Source organism: Pseudomonas sp. LF020 (assembly GCF_053456425.1).
In genome coordinates this window covers 149,961-169,851 of record NZ_JBRFIX010000005.1, presented here as the reverse complement: position 1 = coordinate 169,851, position 19,891 = coordinate 149,961, and the positions used below count along the sequence as shown (strand labels likewise).

Genomic DNA, 19,891 nt, shown 5'->3' with positions numbered 1-19,891 from the left:
TCGCCACAGGGGGTGTTCAACAGCGGTTTAGAAATCGATGGTGCCCGACAGCTTCGCCACCCGCGGCTCACCCTGGGTCAGATAGCCGCCCTGCGCCGATTCCCAATACTTCTTGTTGGCCAGGTTCTCGACGCCCAGGCGCAACGTCACGTCTTTCTGCGCGACCTTGAAGGCGTAACGCGCACCCGCGTCGAAGCGGTTCCAGGTCGGCAGGCTGAGGTTGTTGGCCGCGTCGGCGTACTGGCCGCCGGTGCGCAGCATCCGCGCATTCAACGCTACACCTTGCAGGCCCGGTACATCCCAGTCGGCGCCAGCGTTGAACTGGAAGCTCGGCACACCAATGGCGCGGTTGCCGTCGTTGGCGCCGTTCTGGGTGTTGCGCAGCTCGGTGTCCATCAGGGTCAGGCCGCTGATCAGACGCAGGCCATTGATCGGCTCGCCGAACACGTTCATTTCCACGCCTTTGTTGATCTGTTCGCCTTCACGCACGTAAGTGCAGGTGGTGGCGCTGTTGATTTCGCAGTAACCGTCGCTTGGCTGTTCTATGCGATACACGCCCAGGCTCGCGCCGTAGCTGCCCATGTCGACCTTGACCCCGGCCTCTGTCTGCTTGGAGCGGGCCGGTGCGTAGACTTCGTTGCCGTTGGTCACGCGCAAACCGCCGGTGCTGGTCGGCGAAGTCGGGCCTTGGGCCAGGCCTTCGATGTGGTTGGCGTAGAACGACACATGCTCCCACGGCTTGAACACGATGCCGTAGACCGGCGTGGTGATCGATTCGTCGTAGCTCGACTTGCGGCTGCCGCTGCCGTAACTGGCGTAGTTGTAGCCTTGCACCACCAGTTGCTGACGGCGCAGGCCGGCGGTGATCAGCAGGCGGTCGTCGAAGAAGCCGAGGGTGTCGGAGAGCGCGAGGCTGCGGTTGAAGGTCTTGCCGACGATGCCCGGATCGCTGAGGTCGCCGCCGGAAAAATTGCCGACCGGCGACGGCGTTTCCACCGGGTGGTAGATGTTGTTGGCGTACTTGGTCAGGTCGAAATCATAGGCGCTGCGCTGTTCGGCCCACAAACCGCTGAGGCCGAAATTGAGCTTGTGGCTGACCTCGCCGGTGTTGAACTTGCCGTTGAGCCCGGCCATCAGGCTGGTGTTGTCTTCATCGTGCGGAATGAACGAGCCGGTGGTGTACGAAGCGCCATTGTTGCCCACCAGCGTGGTCGAGTTGTAGCGGCCGACTTCGCGGGTGTGTTTGGCGCCGCCGGCGACGTACGCGGTCCAGTTGTCGTTCAGGTCGTATTCGGCGCGGAGCATGCCGAAAGTGTCCTCGATGTCGGTGTAACCCCATTTCGGCGCGTAGTTGGTGTCGGCCGATGGCGCGTCCGGAATGTGCGTGGCAGTGCCGAGGTTGACCGAGTTGCGGCCACCGTTGACGCGTTCTTTCTGATAGGCGAAGTCGCCGGAAATACGCAGCGCGTCACCGCGATAATCGAGGCCGACGCTGAACAGTTTCGAGCGCTGGTTTTCGTGGTCGATGCCGGTGTCGCCTTCGCGCTGGGACAGGTTGATCCGCGCGCCGAAGCGGTTGTCTTCACCGAAACGCTGGCCGATATCGAAGTGCTGACCGATGCGGCCTTCGCTGTTGATGTCGGTGGTGTAGCGGCGCAGCGGCTCGTCGCCGGCACGCTTGGGCTGCAGGTTGACGCCGCCACCGATGCCGGAACCGGTCGGGGTTACGCCGTTGATGAAAGCGTTGGGGCCTTTGAACACTTCCACACGCTCCAGCGCGTCAGTGGAAATGATCTGCCGCGGCAGCACGCCGTACAGGCCGTTATAGGAAATGTCGTCACCGTTGAGCGGCAGGCCGCGGATCATGAACACCTGCGCCTGGTTGGAGAAACCCGAAGCCTGGCGCACCGACGAATCGTTGAGCAGCACGTCGGCGACGTTTTCCGCCTGTTGGTCCTGAATCAGCTGTTCGGTGTAGGACGCGGCGCTGAAGGGCACATCCATCATGTCCTGATTGCCCAACACGCCGAGCTGGCCGCCACGCGCGACCTGACCGCCGGAATAGGCCGGGGGCAGGGCGTTGGGCGTCGGTGCCTGGGCATTGATGTTGACGTCCTCCAGCACCAGCGCTTGGTTATCGCCTTCGGCGGCGTGAGCGGTGACAGTCAGGGAGCACAGCAGGGCGAGAAGCGTCGGGCGAAAAGGGACAGCGAGACGAGCTGAGGCGGGCATGTCGATACCTGGAGGCGTACGGCCGGTGAGAAAAATTGAACGGCGCGGGGGAACTCCTTGCGCAAATACGACTCCAGGCGCAAATGATAGTAGTTCGCAGTAACGTTTTGCAAACTGTTTATCTTGCTGAAATTCCAGATCCGAATGAAAACCTGTGGCGAGGGGATTCATCCCCGATGGCGCGCGGAGCGGGCCGCTTTAATATTGGAGGGCTGCTGCGCAGTCCATCGGGGATAAATCCACTCACCACAAAGGTCACAGTCCTAGCCTGCGTCACTCCTTTGATCGTATGGTGAACCCGCCTCAATGCACGCCAAGGAGCGCCATGCACACCCCTCGATTACTCATTACCCTCGCCGCGCTGCTGGCGCTCGCCGGTTGCGCCGGCCAGCGCAGCCAGGAGCCGGCGCCACGTGCGCCCGCCGAAGTAAAGGCCGAAATCGTCCGGCTGATGCCGACAAAAGTGCCCGACCGCCAAGGCTGGGCCACCGACATCTACGCCGCATTCGCCGCGCAGCACATCAGCCCGACCACGCAAAACCTCTGTTCGGTGCTGGCCGTGGCCGAGCAGGAATCAACCTATCAGGTCGACCCGACGGTGCCGGGGCTGGGCAAGATCGCTCGCGACGAAATCGACCGCCGCGCCGGCAAGGCGCACATCCCCGGAATGCTGGTCAGCGCCGCGCTGGCGGTGCGTTCGCCCAGCGGCAAAAGCTACAGCGAACGCCTCAACGCGGCACGCAGCGAGAAAGAGTTGAGCGCGATCTTCGACGATTTCATTGGCATGGTGCCGATGGGCCGCACCTTGTTCGGCGGCTTCAACCCGGTACACACCGCCGGACCGATGCAGGTCAGCATCGAATTCGCCGAGCAGCACGCCAAGGATTATCCGTACCCGGTCAACGGCACGATCCGCCACGAAGTGTTCACCCGCCGTGGCGGCATGTACTTCGGCATCGCGCATCTGCTCGGTTATCCGGTGAGTTACCGCGAGCCGCTGTACCGCTTCGCTGATTTCAACGCCGGCTGGTACGCCAGCCGCAATGCCGCATTCCAGAATGCCGTCAGTCGTGCCTCGGGCATCCCGCTGGCGCTGGATGGCGACTTGATCCGCTACGACTCGATCATGCCCGGCACGACCGAACTGGCGGTGCGCACCCTCGGCAAGTCGCTGGGCATGCGCAACCCGACCATTCGCGATCAACTGGAGAAGGGCAAGACCCTGGAATTCGAAGAGACCAAACTCTACCAGCGCGTGTTCGAACTGGCCGAGCAGGCCGAAGGCAAGACGCTGCCCCGTGCGGTGTTGCCGGGGATCGTTTTGCATAGCCCGAAAATCACCCGCAAACTGACCACGGCGTGGTTCGCCAAACGCGTGGATGAGCGCTACAAACGCTGCATGGCCAAGGCCGGGTGAAACGCCGTTACAGCACTCTGACTGCGCGGCGGCCCGGTTGGCTTGCCCCAATCAACCTGTGGGAGCGAGCTTGCTCGCGAAGGCGTCGTGTCAGTCGGCAATCATGTCACTGGAAGACCGCTATCGCGAGCAGGCTCGCTCCTGCAGGGATTTGTGTCTGTCTTCAGGCCGGAGGCTTTCAGCAGTTCCTGTGTATAGGGATGCTGCGGTGCAGCAAAAATCTCCCGCGACGAACCCTGTTCCACCACCTTGCCATCCTTGATCACCATCAGGTCATGAGCCAGCGCATGTACCACCGCCAGGTCATGGCTGATAAACAGATACGTCAGCCCATGCTTGATCTGCAGTTGCCGCAACAGCTCTACCACTTGTTTCTGCACCGTGCGATCCAGCGCCGAGGTCGGTTCGTCGAGCAGGATCAGCGCCGGCTCCAGCACCAGTGCGCGGGCGATGGAGATGCGCTGGCGTTGGCCGCCGGAAAATTCGTGGGGGTAGCGATGACGGCTGTTCGGGTCGAGACCGACTTCTTCAAGTACGCGAATCACTGCTGCTTCGCGCTCGACCTCGGTGCCGATGCCGTGGGTCAGCAAGCCTTCGGCAATGATCTGCTGCACCGACATGCGCGGGCTCAGGCTGCCGAACGGGTCCTGAAACACCACCTGAATCTGCCGCCGCAAGGGGCGCATCAAGCGTTGATTGAGCAGGCTCAACTGCTTGTTGCCGAAGCGGATATCGCCCTCGGATTCCACCAGCCGCAGGATCGCCTGGCCCAGCGTCGATTTGCCCGAACCGGACTCGCCGACAATCCCCAACGTCTTGCCGCGTTGCAGGCGGAAACTGACCCCGTCCACCGCTTTGATGTAATCCTGCGAACGACTGAACAGCGCCTTGGGCAGGGCAAACCAGACCTTCAGATCATCGACTTCCAGAAGGTTGTGCTGGTACGAACTCGGCACCGGCGCACCGCTGGGTTCAGCTTCGATCAGCAAGCGGCTGTAAGGATGCTGCGGCGCGCGAAACAGCGTCTCGCAGTCAGCCTGTTCGACAATTTCGCCGTGGCGCATCACGCACACCCGTTGCGCGATACGCCGCACCAGATTCAGATCGTGACTGATCAGCAGCATCGACATGCCGAGCCGCTGTTGCAGCTCGATCAGCAGCTCGAGAATCTTCTGCTGCACGGTCACGTCCAGTGCCGTGGTCGGCTCATCGGCGATCAGCAGTTCCGGCTCATTGGCCAGCGCCATCGCAATCATCACCCGTTGCCGCTGACCGCCGGAGAGCTGATGCGGGTAGGCTTTCAAGCGCTGCAGTGGTTGGCGAATGCCCACCAGTTCCAGCAGATCCAACGTGCGCTCACGGGCGGCGCGGCCCTTGAGGCCCTTGTGAATTTCCAGCACTTCGCTGACCTGGCGTTCCACGGTGTGTAGTGGATTGAGCGAGGTCATCGGCTCCTGGAAAATCATCGCAATCCGGTTGCCACGCAAACCGCGCATCTGCTGCTCGCTGGCATCCAGCAAGTTCACCCCGTTGTAAGCAATCGAGCCGCTGCTGCTGACGGTTTTGCCCGGCAACAGACGCAAAATCGAATGCGCCGTGACCGATTTGCCCGAGCCGGACTCACCGACCAGCGCCAGACACTCGCCACGACGGATATCGAGGTGCAAACCGTGCACCACTTCCTGCCCGGCGAAGGCGACACGCAGGTCGCGGATTTCCATCAGGTTGTCGCTCATCTCAGCTCCTCGGATCAAGATCGTGGATCAAACGCATCTCGGCAAGCCTCACCGATGAACACCAGCAACGACAAAATCAGCGCCAAGGCAAAAAACGCCGTCAGCCCCAGCCACGGCGCTTGCAGATTGCGCTTGGCCTGGCCAATCAGTTCGCCCAGCGAGGCGGTCCCGGCGGGCATGCCGAAACCGAGGAAATCCAGCGCGGTGAGGGTGGCGATGGCGCCGGTCAGAATGAACGGCAGGTAGGTCAGGGTGGAGGTCATCGCGTTGGGCAGGATGTGCCGCAACATCAGTTCGCTGTCGGTCAGCCCCAGCGCCCGCGCGGCTTTGACGTATTCCAGATTGCGGGCACGCAGAAACTCGGCGCGCACCACGTCCACCAATGCCAGCCAGGAAAACAGCGCCATGATCCCCAGCAACCACCAGAAACTCGGCGAGACAAAACCGGACAGAATGATCAGCAGATACAGCACCGGCAGCCCCGACCAGATCTCCAGCACCCGTTGCCCGAGCAGGTCGACCCAGCCGCCGTAATAACCCTGCAAGGCTCCGGCAACGATGCCGACCAACGCACTGATGCCGGTGAGGATCAGCGCAAACAGAATTGAAATCCGCGTGCCGAAAATTACCCGCGCCAACACGTCCCGGGCCTGATCGTCGGTGCCCAGCCAATTGCTCGATGAGGGTGGGCTGGGTGCCGGTTCAGTCAGGTCGTAATTGACCGTGTCGTAGCTGAACGGGATCGGCGGAAACAGCATCCAGCCGCCCTGATCCTCGATCAGCGAGTGCACGTAAGCGCTGGCGTAATCCGGCTGGAACGGCAGTTCGCCGCCGAAATCGGTTTCCAGGTATTCGCTGAGGATCGGGAAGTACCAGGCGCCGTGGTAGCGGATCACCAACGGTTTGTCGTTGGCGATCAGTTCGCCACCGAGGCAGATCAGGCACAGCCCGAGGAACAGCCACAACGACCAGCGCCCACGGCGATTGGCCTTGAACTGCGCGACCCGGCGCTGACCCAGAGGAGAGAGTGTGAACATCAGGCAGTCCTCGCCGAGAAGTCGATGCGCGGGTCGAGCAGGGTGTAGCAGAGGTCGCCGATCAGCTTGATCAACAGGCCGAACAGGGTGAACAGAAACAGCGCGCCGAACACCACCGGGTAGTCACGCGACACCGCCGCCTCGTAACTCATGCGCCCGAGGCCGTCGAGGTTGAAGATGGTTTCGATCAGCAAGGAACCGGCGAAAAACACCTCGATCAGCGCCGAGGGCACCCCGGCCACCACCAGCAGCATCGCGTTGCGAAACACATGGCCGTAAAGCACGCGGCGCTCGGTCAAACCCTTGGCCCGCGCGGTGATCACGTACTGGCGGCTGATCTCGTTGAGGAAGCTGTTTTTGGTGAGGATGGTCAGGGTGGCGAACCCGCCGATCACCAGCGCCGTGACCGGCAACACCAGGTGCCAGAGGTAGTCGCCGACCTTGCCCAAGGTGCTGAGGCTGTCGAAGTTATCCGACATCAGGCCCTGCACCGGAAACCAGTTGACGTAGCTGCCGCCGGCGAACACCACGATCAGCAGCATCGCAAACAGAAACGCCGGCATCGCATAGCCGATGATGATCGCCGTGCTGCTCCAGACATCGAACGCGCTGCCGTTGCTGATCGCCTTGCGGATGCCCAGCGGGATCGAAATCAGGTAGGTGATCAGCGTCGCCCACAAGCCGAGTGACAACGACACCGGCAGTTTCTGCAGGATCAGATCGGTGACCTTGGCGCCGCGAAAGAAGCTGCTGCCCAGATCCAGCTGTGCGTAGTTTTTCAGCATCAGCCACAGGCGTTCGTGCATCGGTTTGTCGAAACCGTAGTGATGCTTGATTTCCTCGATCAGCGCCGGGTCCAGCCCGCGACTGCTGCGCCCGGCACCCCCCGTCGCGGCGACTTCGCCACCACCGCCCATGCTGTGCCCGCCAAAACCTTGCAGACGGGCGATGGCTTGTTCGACCGGGCCACCCGGCGCGGCCTGCACGATGAGGAAATTGACCACCAGAATGCACAGCAGCGTGGGGATGATCAGCAGCAAACGTCGACTCAGATAACGCAGCATGTCACTGGCCTCCCGCGAGCTGGGTGTGCATCTGTTGCGTGGTCAACGGCTTGGCCGAGACCTCCCACCAGGTGTTGAGGCCTTCGTCGTACGCCGGTTGCACCGGCGGCATGCCGAAGCGGTTCTGATACACCGTTGGCGTGCCTTTGGAGTAGTAGTTGGGAATCATGTAGTAGCCCCATTGCAGCACCCGGTCGAGGGCGCGGGCGTAATGCACCATGGCGTCGCGGGTGTCGGCCTTGACCAGCCCGTCGATCAGTTGATCGACCGCCGGGTTGGCCAGCACCATCGAGTTCGAACTGCCGACCTGCGTGGCACTTTGCGAGGCGTACAGGCTGTACAGCTCGCGGCCGGGAGAGACGATCGGATCGCCACTGCGCGGGAAACTGGTGACGATCATGTCGTAGTCGCGGGCGTTGAGCCGATTGACGTATTGCGCCGAGTCGATCCGCCGTAGATTGAGGGTGATACCGATCTGAGCGAGGGTGCGTTTGAACGGCAGCAGCATGCGGTCGAAACCGCCCTGACCGTCGAGGAAGGTGAACTCCAGCGGCTCGCCTGCAGTGTTGACCAGTCGACTGTGTTGCGGCGTCCAGCCGGCTTCGGCGAGCAGCTTCAGGGCTTGCAGCTGCTTGTCGCGGATGTAGCCGCTGCCATCGGTTTTCGGCGCCTGATACACCGTGGTGAACACCTCGTCGGGAATCTGTCCGCGCAACGGTTCGAGGATCTTCAGTTCTTCGGCGTCGGGCAGGGCGGTGGCGGCCATTTCACTCTTCGGCCAGAAACTGTTCTGGCGCACATAGAAGCCGCGCATCATCTGCTTGTTGGTCCATTCGAAATCCCACAGCAGGCTGATCGCCTGACGCACGCGGCGATCCTGAAAGATCGGGTTTTGCAGGTTGAACACGAAGCCTTGGGCCGCCGTCGGTTTTTCCGGGGCAAGGATCGCCTGCTGCAAGCGACCGTCACGCAGCGCCGGGCTGTCGTAACCGACCACGTAGCCGGACGAGGAAAATTCGCGGTTGTAGTCGAAGGCCCCGGCCTGCAATAGCTGCCGGGCGACGTCGGTGTCACCGTAGAAATTCACCGTGAGCGTGTCGAAGTTGTACATGCCGCGACTGACCGGCAGGTCCTTGCCCCACCAGTCCGGGTCGCGCTGGAAACTGATGCTGCGCCCGGCATCGACTTTGCTCACGCGGTACGGGCCACTGCCCAGCGGCGGTTCGAAGCCACCGCCGTTGGCGAAATCGCGCGTCTTCCACCAGTGTTCAGGCACCACGCGCAGCGTCGCCAGATCCAGCGCCAGGGTGCGGTTGAGGTTGTTCTTGAAGGTGAAGCGCACCTGCCGTGGGCCTTCGATAAGCACGTCCTGCACGTCGGCGTATTGCTGGCGATAACTGAGGCTGCCCTTGGTCATCAGCAGGTTGAAGGTGTAGCGCACGTCCTCGGCGGTGATCGGCGTGCCGTCGGCGAAGCGGGCCTTGGGGTTCAGGGTGAAGCGCACCCAAAGGCCTTCGGGATCGCGCTCCATCTGTTGCGCGACCAGTCCGTAAACGGTGTAGGGCTCGTCGAGCGAACGGAACGCCAGCGGCGCATACACCCAGTCGTTGACCTGCATCACGGAAATGCCTTGATCGGCATACGGCGTGATGTAGTTGTACTGGCCGATTTCCATCGACGCGCGACTGAGCGAACCGCCCTTGGGCGCGTCGGGATCGACGAAATCGAAATGCTCGAAACCCGCCGGATACTTCGGCGCCTCGCCGTATACCGTCAGTGCGTAGCTGCCGGCGGCCAGTGCCGGCACGGCGGCGCAGAGCAAAGCGCCGAGCAGCAGGCCAGCCATGTTGCGCATGAATCTCATGAAGTTTTTCCTCTAAGCCCGAAAACCCACTAGCAACGCTGAAACTGTGGCGAGGGAGCTTGCTCCCGCTGGGCTGCGAAGCAGCCCCAAAAAATCGGATTAACCCTGCAGATTTTTGTGAGTGCTGCGCACTCAAGCGGGAGCAAGCTCCCTCGCCACAAAGGTTTGCTTTCACCCGGTGTTGCGGTGTTTTGTGCTTTAGAAGTGATACGTCATGCGCGCAAACAGCGTGCGGCCCAGTGGGTCGGTGTAGCGCGGGTCATAGCCGCTCTGGAAGTTGTAGGCCTGGTTGGAGAACGGCGGGTTGCGGTCGAACATGTTCTTCATCCCCGCATCCACGTCCAGCACCTTGTTGAAGGTGTAGCCGGCCGACAGGTCCCACACCGAATACGACGCCACGCGTGCGTGGGTATCGCGGTCGTAGTCGTTGTAACCGGTGGTGAAGCGGTTGGTCAGCGACGCGCGAGCCGCGCCGAAGGTCCAGCTGCCAGTGAGGTTGTGCTTCCAGCGCGCGATCACACCGTCCCCTTCGAAGTCGCCGACCTTGTCGGTGAACGGGCCTTTGATGGTGCTCTGGAAGTCATAACTGTCGACGTAGGTGCCTTGCAGGCCCAGACCGAACTGGCCGTACGGGGTGTTCGGGAAGCGGTAGTCCAGCGACACATCGACACCGTTGGTTTCGACGATGCCGAGGTTGGCGTTGCCGGTGACGATGTAGTTGAGCGTACCGTCGGCGTTGCGCACGAAGCGATCCGGGTAGCTGCCGGCCTGATCGAACACGGTGGATTCAGGGAACGGCTGGATCTGGTTGGAAATGTGAATCCACCAGAAATCCAGACCCACCGACAGGTTGCTGACCGGCTGATAGACGAAGCCCAGCGTCACGTTGCGCGCCTTCTCCGGGGCCAGGTCTTCGTTACCGCCAATCTGGTTGAGGAACTGCTGGCCGCAATCGCGCCCGCCGTTGCCACCCGGTTGCACCACGCCACCGGTACACAGCACCGGGTCGTTGTAGTAGCCCTGGGTGTAGGTGATGCTGCGCGGCGAATACAGCTCGTAGAGCGATGGCGCCCGGAAACCCTCACTGTAGGCGCCGCGCACCACCAGCTCCTTGAGCGGCTGATAACGGAACGAGTATTTCGGGTTGGTGGTGCTGCCGAAGTCGCTGTATTTGTCGTGACGCACGGCGGCGGACAGTTCGAGGCTGTCGAGCACCGGCACGTTGATTTCGGCGTACGCGGCTTTCACGCTGCGGTCGCCCTCGACGCTGCCGGCCGGGTCGATGCCGAGGCTCTGGATGTCACCGGCAAACTGCTCGAAATCCTGATGGAATTTTTCTTTGCGGTACTCGCCGCCCAGCGCCAGACCGGAGGGACCGGCACCGAACCAGTCGCCGATTTCTCGGCTGATCCGCCCGTCAAAACCGGCCACGCGGCCGACGGCGGTGGAGTAGGCGCCGTGATACATGGCCTGGTCGATGTACTGCTGACCGGCGGCCGATTGCGGGCCGAACGGGTTGAGCAGACCACTGGCCAGACCGTTGATCATCGCCTGATCGCTGACATATCCGCTGGTGACGCTGGAGACGATTTTGTTCTGGTTGTACGAGGCGCCGACGTTGTAATCCCAGCCGCCGACCAGACCGTCGAAGCTCAGCAGAAAGCGCTGGCTGGTGTTCTGGTCTTTCGATTCACGCGGGCCGGCAGCAGTCTCGCGCCAGTTGACATCGACCGGCTGCGTCGGGTCGAGGGCGAAGCCGGTCGGGCCGGGGGTGATGCCGTTGCCGGGGTAGTAGGGCGACGACGAGTCCAGGCTCAAACCGGTGAGCGGGGCCGGGCCGACCGCCGTGGCGTTGTTGTTGCGCGACCAGAAGTATTCGAGGTTGACGTTGTGGTCATCCGCCAGCTTGCCGGTGGTCTTGCCGAAGAACGACGTCTTTTCGGTTTGCGGAATCAGGTCGATGTATTCACGGGTACTGAAACGGCACAAGCCGTCGCGGGCCACCAGGTTGGGGCCGTTGCAATTGCTGTTGGCCAACGGGTTGGTGGCGTTGCCGTTCTGGCTGTAGTTGCCGGGGAACGCGGTGCCGGAGGTCTGGTCCAGGCCACGACCGGGCACGTAGTCGCGGGCGAAGGAGCGGTCGTTGGCGTCGAGGTTCTGCTGCTTGTTGTAGTTGAACACGCCGAGCACGTTGAAGCGGTCTTGCTCCAGATCTCCGTAGCCCCAACTTGCGCTCATGTCTTTGCTGGCACCGCCGCCGCTGTGGGTCGGGGTTTCGCCACCGAGGGTGAGCTGGCCGTCGGTCAGGGATTTCTTGGTGATGAAGTTGATCACGCCGCCGATGGCGTCGGTGCCGTACAGGGCTGATGCGCCGTCGCGCAGAACCTCCACGCGCTCGATCGCGGCAAACGGGATCATGTTCAGATCCACCGCGCCGCCGGCCGAGTTGGTGCCGGACAAGGCATTGTTGGCCAGGCGTCGACCGTTGAGCAGCACCAGGGTCTTGTTCGCGCCGATGCCGCGCATGTCGGCAAACGAAGCGCCACCGGTGGCGGCGCCGACCGAGCCGGCGCTGTTGTTGATCGACTGGCTGCCGGTGATCCGCTGCACCAGCTCGGCGGTGGTGGTCACGCCCTGTTTGCGCAGCTCATCGGCCTTGAGAATGGTGATCGGCACCGCCGTTTCCGCGTCGACCCGGCGAATCGCCGAACCGGTCACTTCCACCCGTTGCAGTTGCGTGGTCGGCGCCACCACCGCTGCCGCAGCGGGCACGGCCGCGTTGTCATCCTCGGCGGCTTGCACAGTCCCGGCGCCCATCCCCATGGCCACCAGATACAACGGAACAAAACGGTGACGAGAGATCGTGGCCACCAAAGGTTTGAGCGTAAAGCGTGGAGTGTTCATCAGCATGGTTGTTTCCGACTTGTCAGACGTTATCGAAATGGCCTTGTGAGCCCTGATTGCGCAGGTCACGGGGGTGCCGCGCCGCGAAAAACCACTTTCTTCAAGCAAGCCGATCCCCTCCGAACACGCCTGGCGTTTTTTCGGTCGGCTGATTGCGACGGGATTCTTCAGCGGTGTCGGGCGCGCTTCTCAACGCGCGCCCGGCACCGCACTCAGTGGGTGGTCATCACCGAAATCTTGCTGATGCCCGAACGTTCGATGGACGCCATGGCCTTGGCCACCTGACCGTAGTTGACGCTGGCGTCGGCCTGCAGCTGCACGCGCACTTCGGCGTCCTTGGCCTTGACCTCCTTGAGGCTGGCCTCCAAAGACTCCGGCGCCAGTTCGGTTTTCGCCAGGTAGAACTTGCCGTCCTGATCGACGCTGACCACCACCGGGTCTTTCTTTTCGGCGGGGGCGACGGCATCGGTTTTCGGCAGGTTGACCTTGATCGCATTGGTCATCAGCGGCGCGGTGACGATGAACACCACCAGCAGCACGAGCATCACGTCCACCAGAGGCGTGACGTTCATTTCGCTGAGCACTTCATCGCTGTCTTGGGTGGAAAAGGACATCAGCTGGCCTCCCGCACGGCGGCTGTGGTTTTACTGGCGATGGCCTGACGGCTGATGGAAAACGCACTGCGTGAGGCGAGTGCGTCGAAGTCGTGAGCGAAGTCATCCATGTCTGCCGAGGCGAGTTTCAGGCGGCGCAGGAAGAAGTTGTAAATCAGCACCGCCGGGACCGCGACGGCGATCCCCACACCGGTGGCGATCAGTGCATGACCGATCGGGCCGGCGACCGCTTCAAGGCTGGCCGAACCGGTTTCGCCGATGCTTTGCAGGGCTTCCATGATTCCCCACACGGTGCCGAACAGACCAATGAACGGCGCGGTACTGCCGATACTGGCGAGGATCGCCTGACCGTTTTCCAGGGAGCGGCGTTCCTTCTGGATCTGCTGACGCAGGTTGCGCTCCAGGCGATCGGAGCGGTTGATGGTGTGCGCCAGTTGTTGCGTGGTGCGCGGCGATTCTTCCACCAGCAAGGCTTCGAAACCGCTGCTGGCGATGCGTGCCAGCGAGCCCGGATACTGGCTGGCGTGTTCGGCCGCAGTGAGCAGATCCGGTGCGCCCCAGAAAGCTTTGCTGAACTGTTTGTTCTGGGCTTTCTGGCGCAGGTATTGCGCCGACTTGACCAGCAGGATCGCCCAGCTGACCACGGAAAACAGCACCAGGCCCCAGAGCACACCGGGGACAATCATCGAAGACAGTGAATTGTTCATCGCTACACCTCGCTTGCATTAAGTCGGTTGTGAGTTCGTCGGGTTGTGCCGTTATTGCGGCAATTTGAAATCGATGGTTTGGGTGGCGAAGCCGTCAATCGGCGTGTCACCGCGTTTGGCCGGAATGAACTTCCAGTTCTTTACCGCCGCGACGGCGGCGTCATCCAGTTGCGGCTTGCCGCTGGACTTGGTCACTGTCACCGAGCCTGCGCGACCGTTGGCCAGCACCTGAATGCGCAGCACCACGCTGCCTTCCCAATTGCGCCGCAGCGCCAGCGACGGGTATTCCGGCGGCGGGTTGCCAAGGCTGGCAAGGCCGGAAATCGCTGCCGATTCCTTGACCGGGCCAGGTGCGGCGGCTGGGGCCGGTGGTGCGCTCGGTGTCGCCGGCACAGCGGGAGCGGTCGGTTGTGCCGGGGCGGGCGGAGCTTTCGGCGGCTCGACTTTCTTCACCGGTTTGGGCTTCTCGACCGGTTTCGGTTTTTCGATCGGCTTGGGTTTCTCTACCGGTTTTGGCGGTGGCTTGACCGCGTCTTCGTCTTCCACCGGTTGCTCCGGTTCGGGAGGAGGCGGCGGTGGCGGCGGGGGTGGCGGTTCCGGCGTGGGTGGCGCAGGCGGCGTCGGGCTGCTCAGCTCGACGGTCATTTCCGGAATCTGTGGCGGAGTCGGCAGTGGCTCGGGCCGGGTCTGCTGGAAAAACCACCAGGCGCCGCCGTGTATCAGCGCCGATACCGCCACCAGCAACAGCATCTGTTGCTTGCTCAACCCGCCAGGCTGCGAAGTGTTGGCCGTGAAGGCCGGCCTGTCCGGTGACGGCGCAATTGGCGCTTCCCGTAACGACCCCGGCAGGGTTCTGTGCTTTACCGCATCGTTCATTAAAGCTCCCTCGGGTTGATGAAGGGCAATAAGGTGCCGTCCGAACATTGGGGTGATGTTCGAGTGGGTGGGTGCAACTTTCTTCAAGGTGTGCGCAGGCCGATAGTTGAACTATCTATTGAACAGGGCTTGCTTACAGTTACTGGCTTAGAGCCATCGACTTCGAGTGTTCATTAGCCATTCCCTGGTTGTTCTGGTGCTTTATGTAGGAGCTGCCGGAGGCTGCGATCTTTTGATCTTAAAAGCAAAGATCGCAGCCTGCGGCAGCTCCTACAGTTGATTACGCAAATTTTGTTTTGCAACCGCTGTGCCAAATGTTGCCGAAATGTAGAGCGGTTATTTCGCCGCTGTTACCCATGTCGCATTTATATAAGTTTTATTGGCGGGCCGAGTTTTCTTTTGTGCATGATTGTCCACGGCCCCGTTTTTCGGGGCTTTTTTACAGGCGAGTCAGGCCTGGCGCTGTATCGGGCAGATTCGCCGGATAGAGCCGCTGAGCTCGGGTCTGCCGGGGCACTTGCTGGTGCGCGGCGGACTGATTTGGTGCGGGTCAATGAATTAGCGGGTCACAGGTTGTATTCCTTATTTTTGTTCAATTGAAATCAATCTCTTGATATTGGTTAGTTGTGATCGGTGGAGCGCTTTTGGTGCAATAAGGAAAAATCTGAAGTTATTGTTCGACAATCCTGCTATTGGTCTTCGAACTGTTGTTGGCGCAATAACTTCATGGGTTGTATTTAAAAAATAAATAGTGTGCTGCCGCTGGCGCAATCAATGGCGCCAAACGCAGGGCATGACTGTCTGGTTCAGGTAATAAGGTAAGGGTATTGATTGCCGGGACTGTTACGGCGAACTCGGTTTTGCACCGATGAATACCAACAGGCTTTGCAGAGCGTTTGAAGATTCACGCGGTGAACTCCTTGTTGCCAGCTCGGATACGCGAACTTTTGGTTCGGTATCGCACCTTACAAGAACGCGGATAGCGTTCGATGATTGCTCTTGGTGCGGGATGGGCACCGCCAGCGCTGTTTTGCGAGGTTTGAATTCGCAAGTCGCGATTGCATGGGAAAAACGTGCCAAAGCGGATACACCCGCTATAAATAGGGCTACACAGATCTGTCGAGATCGAGGAGGGGGCATGTATCAACTGTACGGACATCGCAATTCAGGTGCCGCAGCCATCGAGGCGGCGCTGGAGTTATGCCAGATCGCCTATCGCTTTATCGATATCGAAGCCTCAAGCGAAGCCGCCGAGGCACTGGCGCGCCTCAATCCACTGAAGCAGGTGCCGACCCTGCAATTGCCCGATGGCAGTGCGATCACCGAGAGTGTGGCGATTCTGATTCATCTGGGCCTGAGTTTTCCCGAGTCCGGTCTGTTGCCGGCCAAGGCGGCTGATCGCGATCAGGCGATTCGCGGCATGGTCTACATCGCCAGCAATTGCTACGCGGCCATTGGCGTGATCGATTACCCCGAGCGCTGGCTGGTGATGCCGGACGAAGCCTCACGGCAGAACCTGATGGCCGGCGCGCGGGAGCGTTTGCACTGGAGCTGGGAAGTGTTTGCGGACCAGTTTTCCGCCGAGCTGTACCTGGACGACGAAACGCCCGGTGCGCTGGACGTGCTGGCGGCCGTGGTGACGCGTTGGTCGGGCAGCCGCGAACACCTGCGCCAGAGCCGTCCGGGGTTTTATGCGTGGTTGCAGCGTATTGATCGGCATCCGGTGCTGGCGCCTGTCTTCGCCCGACACTGGCCGGTTTAAGAGTGTAAAGATTAAAAGATCGCAGCCTTCGGCAGCTCCTACACTGTTCTCTGTAGGAGCTGCCGAAGGCTGCGATCTTTTGATCTTGGGAATTATTCCCCGCGGATATACTGCTCCAGCTGCTTGATCAGCTCCGCCTGTTCCGCAATCGCCTCTTTCACCAGGTCACCGATCGACAGCAGGCCGATCAGTTTGCCGTTCTCCACCACCGGCAAGTGGCGCAAGCGTTTGTCGGACATGATGCCCAGGCAGGTGTCGACGGTCTGGTGGGTGTCCACGGTGATCACCGGTGAAACCATGATGTCGCGCACCGGCGTGCCTACCGACGAGCGCCCGTGCAGCACCAGTTTGCGCGCGTAATCGCGTTCGCTGATGATGCCCAGCACTTCGTCGTTATCCACCACCAGCAAGGCCCCGACGTTTTTCTCGGCCATCTTCATCAGCGCTTCGAGCACCATGTGATCGGGCTTGATCTGGTGCACTTCCTGATTTTTCTGATCTTTGAGCTTGAGCAGTTGGGCGACGGTCTTCATGGCGGTTACTCAGGTGTTGTCGTTGTTCTTCAAGCATCGTAGACGCTGGCGCGCAGGGCAAGGTGGCAAAGCGGCAGATAGCACGCAAAAAACGTCATTTGGCGGTTTTTCCGGCCTGGCTCCAACCCTGTGGCGAGGGAGCTTGCTCCCGCTGGACTGCGGAGCAGGCCCAAACCCTGAGCATTCGGTTTGCCTGATTCACCGCATTGCCTGGTTTTACGACTGCTGCGCAACCGAGCGGGAGCAAGCTTCCTCACCACAGGGAATGGGGTTATCCCTTGAAGGGCAGCGTAGAATGCCCCTCTGATTCAATTCCTGAGGTTGCAGCGGTGGATTTACAGCAGGGCTTCGTCCTGACCCGGCATTGGCGCGATACCCCGGCCGGCACCGAAGTCGAGTTCTGGCTGGCGACCGACGCCGGGCCGCGCCGTGTGCGGCTGGCGCCGCAGACGTCGGTGGCGTTTATCCCCGCCGCACAACGCGACGCGGCCGAACGCCTGCTGCATGACGAAAAGAACGTCGAACTGCGCCCACTGGCCCTGCAGGATTTCGAACATCGCCCGGTGTCGGGCCTGTATTGCCAGCAACACGGCCAGTTGATGCGCCTGGAAACCGCGCTCAGCCGGGCCGGGGTCGACGTCTTTGAGGCCGATGTGCGCCCGCCCGAGCGCTACCTCATGGAGCGTTTCATTACCGCGCCGGTGCTGTTCAGCGGTACTGCCGATGCCAACGGCGTATTGCTCAACGCTCAACTCAAACCCGACCCCAAGTATCGACCCAAACTGCGCCTGGTTTCGCTGGACATCGAAACCACTGAAACCGGCGAGCTGTATTCCATCGCCCTCGAAGGCTGCGGCCAGCGTCAGGTGTACATGCTCGGCGCACCCAACGGTGACGCCAGCATCATCGACTTCGACCTCGAATACTGCGACTCACGCACGCTGATCCTGAAAAAGCTCAACGACTGGTTCGCCCTCCACGACCCCGACGCAATCATCGGCTGGAACGTCGTGCAGTTCGATCTGCGCATCCTTCACGAACACGCGCGACGCCTCGGTGTGCCGCTGAAAATCGGCCGTGGCGGAGAGGAGATGCAGTGGCGCGAACACGGCAGCCGCACGCACTACTTTGCCTCGGCGGCGGGGCGCTTGATCATCGACGGCATCGAGTCCTTGCGTTCGGCGACCTGGAGTTTCCCCTCGTTCAGCCTGGAAAACGTCGCCCAGACCCTGCTCGGCGAGGGCAAGGCGATCGACAACCCGTACCAGCGCATGGACGAAATCAACCGCATGTTCGCCGAGGACAAACCGGCGCTGGCCAAGTACAACCTCAAGGACTGCGAGCTGGTCACGCGGATCTTTGCCAAGACCGAGTTGCTGACGTTTCTCCTCGAACGCGCCAGCGTCACCGGCCTGCCAGCGGACCGCAGCGGCGGCTCGGTGGCGGCGTTCACCCATTTGTACATGCCGCTGATGCATCGCCAGGGCTTTGTCGCGCCGAATCTGGGCACCAACCCGCCACAGGCCAGCCCCGGCGGCTTTGTCATGGACTCGCAGCCGGGGCTGTACGAGTCGGTGCTGGTGCTCGATTACAAGAGCCTGTATCCGTCGATCATCCGCACTTTTCTGATCGACCCGGTGGGGCTGATCGAAGGCTTGCAGCACCCGGACGATGCCGATTCAGTGCCGGGTTTTCGCGGCGCGCGTTTTTCACGCACCCGGCATTGCCTGCCGTCGATTGTCGCGCGGGTTGCAGAGGGCCGCGAGACCGCCAAGCGCGAACACAACGCGCCACTGTCGCAAGCGCTGAAGATCATCATGAACGCCTTCTACGGCGTGCTTGGTTCCAGTGGCTGCCGGTTTTTCGATACACGGCTGGCGTCGTCGATCACCCTGCGCGGCCACGAGATCATGCTACGCACGCGGCAGCTCATCGAAGCGCAGGGCCACGCGGTGATCTACGGCGACACCGATTCGACCTTCGTCTGGCTCCGCCGGCCGCATGGGCAGGAAGAAGCGGCGCAGATCGGCCAGGCGCTGGTCAGGCACGTCAACGATTGGTGGCGCGAGCACGTGCGTGAGGAATACGGCCTGCAAAGCGCCCTCGAATTGCAGTACGAAACCCACTACAAACGCTTCCTGATGCCGACCATTCGCGGCGCTGAGGAGGGCAGCAAAAAACGCTACGCCGGATTGGTGACCCGCGCCGACGGCAGTGAAGAAATGGTCTACAAGGGCCTGGAAACCGTGCGCACCGACTGGTCGCTGCTGGCCCGGCAGTTTCAGCAGGAACTCTACGAGCGGATTTTCCAGCGCAAGCCGTATCAGGATTACGTGCGCGATTACGTGCGCAAGACCCTGGCCGGCGAATTCGATGAGCGACTGGTTTACCGCAAACGCCTGCGCCGCACCCTTGACGACTACGAACGCAACGTGCCGCCGCATGTGCGTGCGGCGCGGCTGGCCGACGATTACAACGCGCAGCACGGACGCCCTAGGCAATACCAGAACGGCGGCTGGATCAGTTACGTGATCACCCTGGCCGGCCCGGAACCGCTGGAAGTGCGCCGCGCCGCGATCGACTACGACCACTACATCACCCGCCAGCTGCAACCGGTGGCAGACGCGATTCTGCCGTTTGTCGACGACGATTTCTCAACCCTGATCGGGGGGCAACTGGGCCTGTTTTGAGTCCAGCAGTTGCAGGGTCCACTCGTCGAGGATGCCGTGGAAGTAACGCTCCAGTGCCTGATTAAACGGGCAATCTTCGGCGCTGAACTGCGCAAACAGGGTCATCGAGGAATGGAATTTCAGATCGTCGGGGTGGCCGAAAATCTCGGCAATCGAACGCTGGCGGATGTTCAGTACCAACTGCGTACAGGTGCGCAGCCGTGCGCCAAGCAGGTCGTGGGCCAGATAGGCCTGCGCCTCTTCGGCGGACTGAATGGCGAAACGCCGAGACATCTCGCTACCGCCCAGCCCGGCGAACTGCGGGAACACAAACCACATCCAGTGGCTGCGCTTGCGCCCCTCGTCGAGTTCACGCTGGACCCGTTCGAACACCGGGTCCTGCGCCTGGACGAAACGCTGAAGATTGAACGGGTCGTACTGATCAGTGCTTCTCATGACGAAGCCCTCGCCAGCAG

At 61.5% G+C, this 19,891-nt stretch carries 14 protein-coding genes; 3 read left to right on the top strand and 11 right to left on the bottom strand.

Translation table 11 applies throughout. The annotated features are described in order from the left end of the window. Positions 1-27 precede the first annotated feature (27 nt). On the bottom strand, positions 28-2,232 hold the full coding sequence (locus tag ACU680_RS14005) for a TonB-dependent receptor (RefSeq protein WP_448179740.1): 2,205 nt from the start codon (positions 2,230-2,232) through the stop codon (positions 28-30). A 325-nt stretch (positions 2,233-2,557) separates the two neighbouring features. On the opposite strand from ACU680_RS14005, the gene ACU680_RS14000 reads away from it, so the two are divergent. Further along, a complete protein-coding gene (locus tag ACU680_RS14000) occupies positions 2,558-3,649 on the top strand; it encodes a DUF1615 domain-containing protein (protein WP_448179739.1) in 1,092 nt (363 codons plus the stop codon). Between the two features lie 101 nt (positions 3,650-3,750). Here the strand turns inward: ACU680_RS14000 and ACU680_RS13995 are convergent, their stop codons facing one another. The 8 genes from ACU680_RS13995 to ACU680_RS13960 all read right to left on the bottom strand — a co-directional run bounded on the left by ACU680_RS13995 (position 3,751) and on the right by ACU680_RS13960 (position 14,451). Next, a complete protein-coding gene (locus tag ACU680_RS13995; RefSeq protein ID WP_448179738.1) occupies positions 3,751-5,385 on the bottom strand; it encodes an ABC transporter ATP-binding protein in 1,635 nt (544 codons plus the stop codon). Between the two features lie 14 nt (positions 5,386-5,399). Next, entirely contained in the window at positions 5,400-6,422 is a 1,023-nt protein-coding gene (locus ACU680_RS13990; protein ID WP_448179737.1) for an ABC transporter permease, read from the bottom strand. Next, positions 6,422-7,486: a microcin C ABC transporter permease YejB gene (locus ACU680_RS13985; RefSeq protein WP_448179736.1), complete on the bottom strand. Its 1,065-nt coding sequence runs from the start codon at positions 7,484-7,486 to the stop codon at positions 6,422-6,424. The genes ACU680_RS13990 and ACU680_RS13985 overlap by 1 nt, the downstream gene beginning before the upstream one ends. 1 nt (position 7,487) lies before the next feature. After that, a complete protein-coding gene (locus ACU680_RS13980) occupies positions 7,488-9,350 on the bottom strand; it encodes an extracellular solute-binding protein (protein ID WP_448179735.1) in 1,863 nt (620 codons plus the stop codon). 198 nt (positions 9,351-9,548) lie between these two features. Next, positions 9,549-12,260 (bottom strand): TonB-dependent receptor, encoded by a 2,712-nt coding sequence (locus ACU680_RS13975; protein WP_448179734.1) that lies wholly within the window; start codon positions 12,258-12,260, stop codon positions 9,549-9,551. A 206-nt stretch (positions 12,261-12,466) separates the two neighbouring features. Then, positions 12,467-12,868 (bottom strand): ExbD/TolR family protein, encoded by a 402-nt coding sequence (locus ACU680_RS13970; RefSeq protein ID WP_448179733.1) that lies wholly within the window; start codon positions 12,866-12,868, stop codon positions 12,467-12,469. After that, the gene (locus tag ACU680_RS13965) at positions 12,868-13,575 is read right to left on the bottom strand and encodes a MotA/TolQ/ExbB proton channel family protein (RefSeq protein ID WP_007966644.1); all 708 of its coding nucleotides are present in this window, start codon (positions 13,573-13,575) and stop codon (positions 12,868-12,870) included. The genes ACU680_RS13970 and ACU680_RS13965 overlap by 1 nt, the downstream gene beginning before the upstream one ends. Before the next feature lie 51 nt (positions 13,576-13,626). Next, positions 13,627-14,451: an energy transducer TonB gene (locus ACU680_RS13960; RefSeq protein WP_448179732.1), complete on the bottom strand. Its 825-nt coding sequence runs from the start codon at positions 14,449-14,451 to the stop codon at positions 13,627-13,629. A gap of 1,138 nt (positions 14,452-15,589) precedes the next feature. Here ACU680_RS13960 and ACU680_RS13955 point away from each other — a divergent pair. Next, positions 15,590-16,213: a glutathione S-transferase N-terminal domain-containing protein gene (locus tag ACU680_RS13955; protein WP_448179731.1), complete on the top strand. Its 624-nt coding sequence runs from the start codon at positions 15,590-15,592 to the stop codon at positions 16,211-16,213. Between the two features lie 92 nt (positions 16,214-16,305). Here the strand turns inward: ACU680_RS13955 and ACU680_RS13950 are convergent, their stop codons facing one another. Next, entirely contained in the window at positions 16,306-16,746 is a 441-nt protein-coding gene (locus tag ACU680_RS13950; protein WP_007966640.1) for a CBS domain-containing protein, read from the bottom strand. Positions 16,747-17,075: 329 nt separating this feature from the next. On the opposite strand from ACU680_RS13950, the gene ACU680_RS13945 reads away from it, so the two are divergent. After that, entirely contained in the window at positions 17,076-19,436 is a 2,361-nt protein-coding gene (locus ACU680_RS13945; RefSeq protein ID WP_448179730.1) for a DNA polymerase II, read from the top strand. On the opposite strand, the gene ACU680_RS13940 is transcribed toward ACU680_RS13945, so the two are convergent. Further along, positions 19,401-19,871, bottom strand: a complete 471-nt coding sequence (locus ACU680_RS13940) for a DUF1810 domain-containing protein (protein ID WP_448179729.1) — start codon at positions 19,869-19,871, stop codon at positions 19,401-19,403. The genes ACU680_RS13945 and ACU680_RS13940 overlap by 36 nt on opposite strands. Positions 19,872-19,891 lie beyond the last annotated feature (20 nt).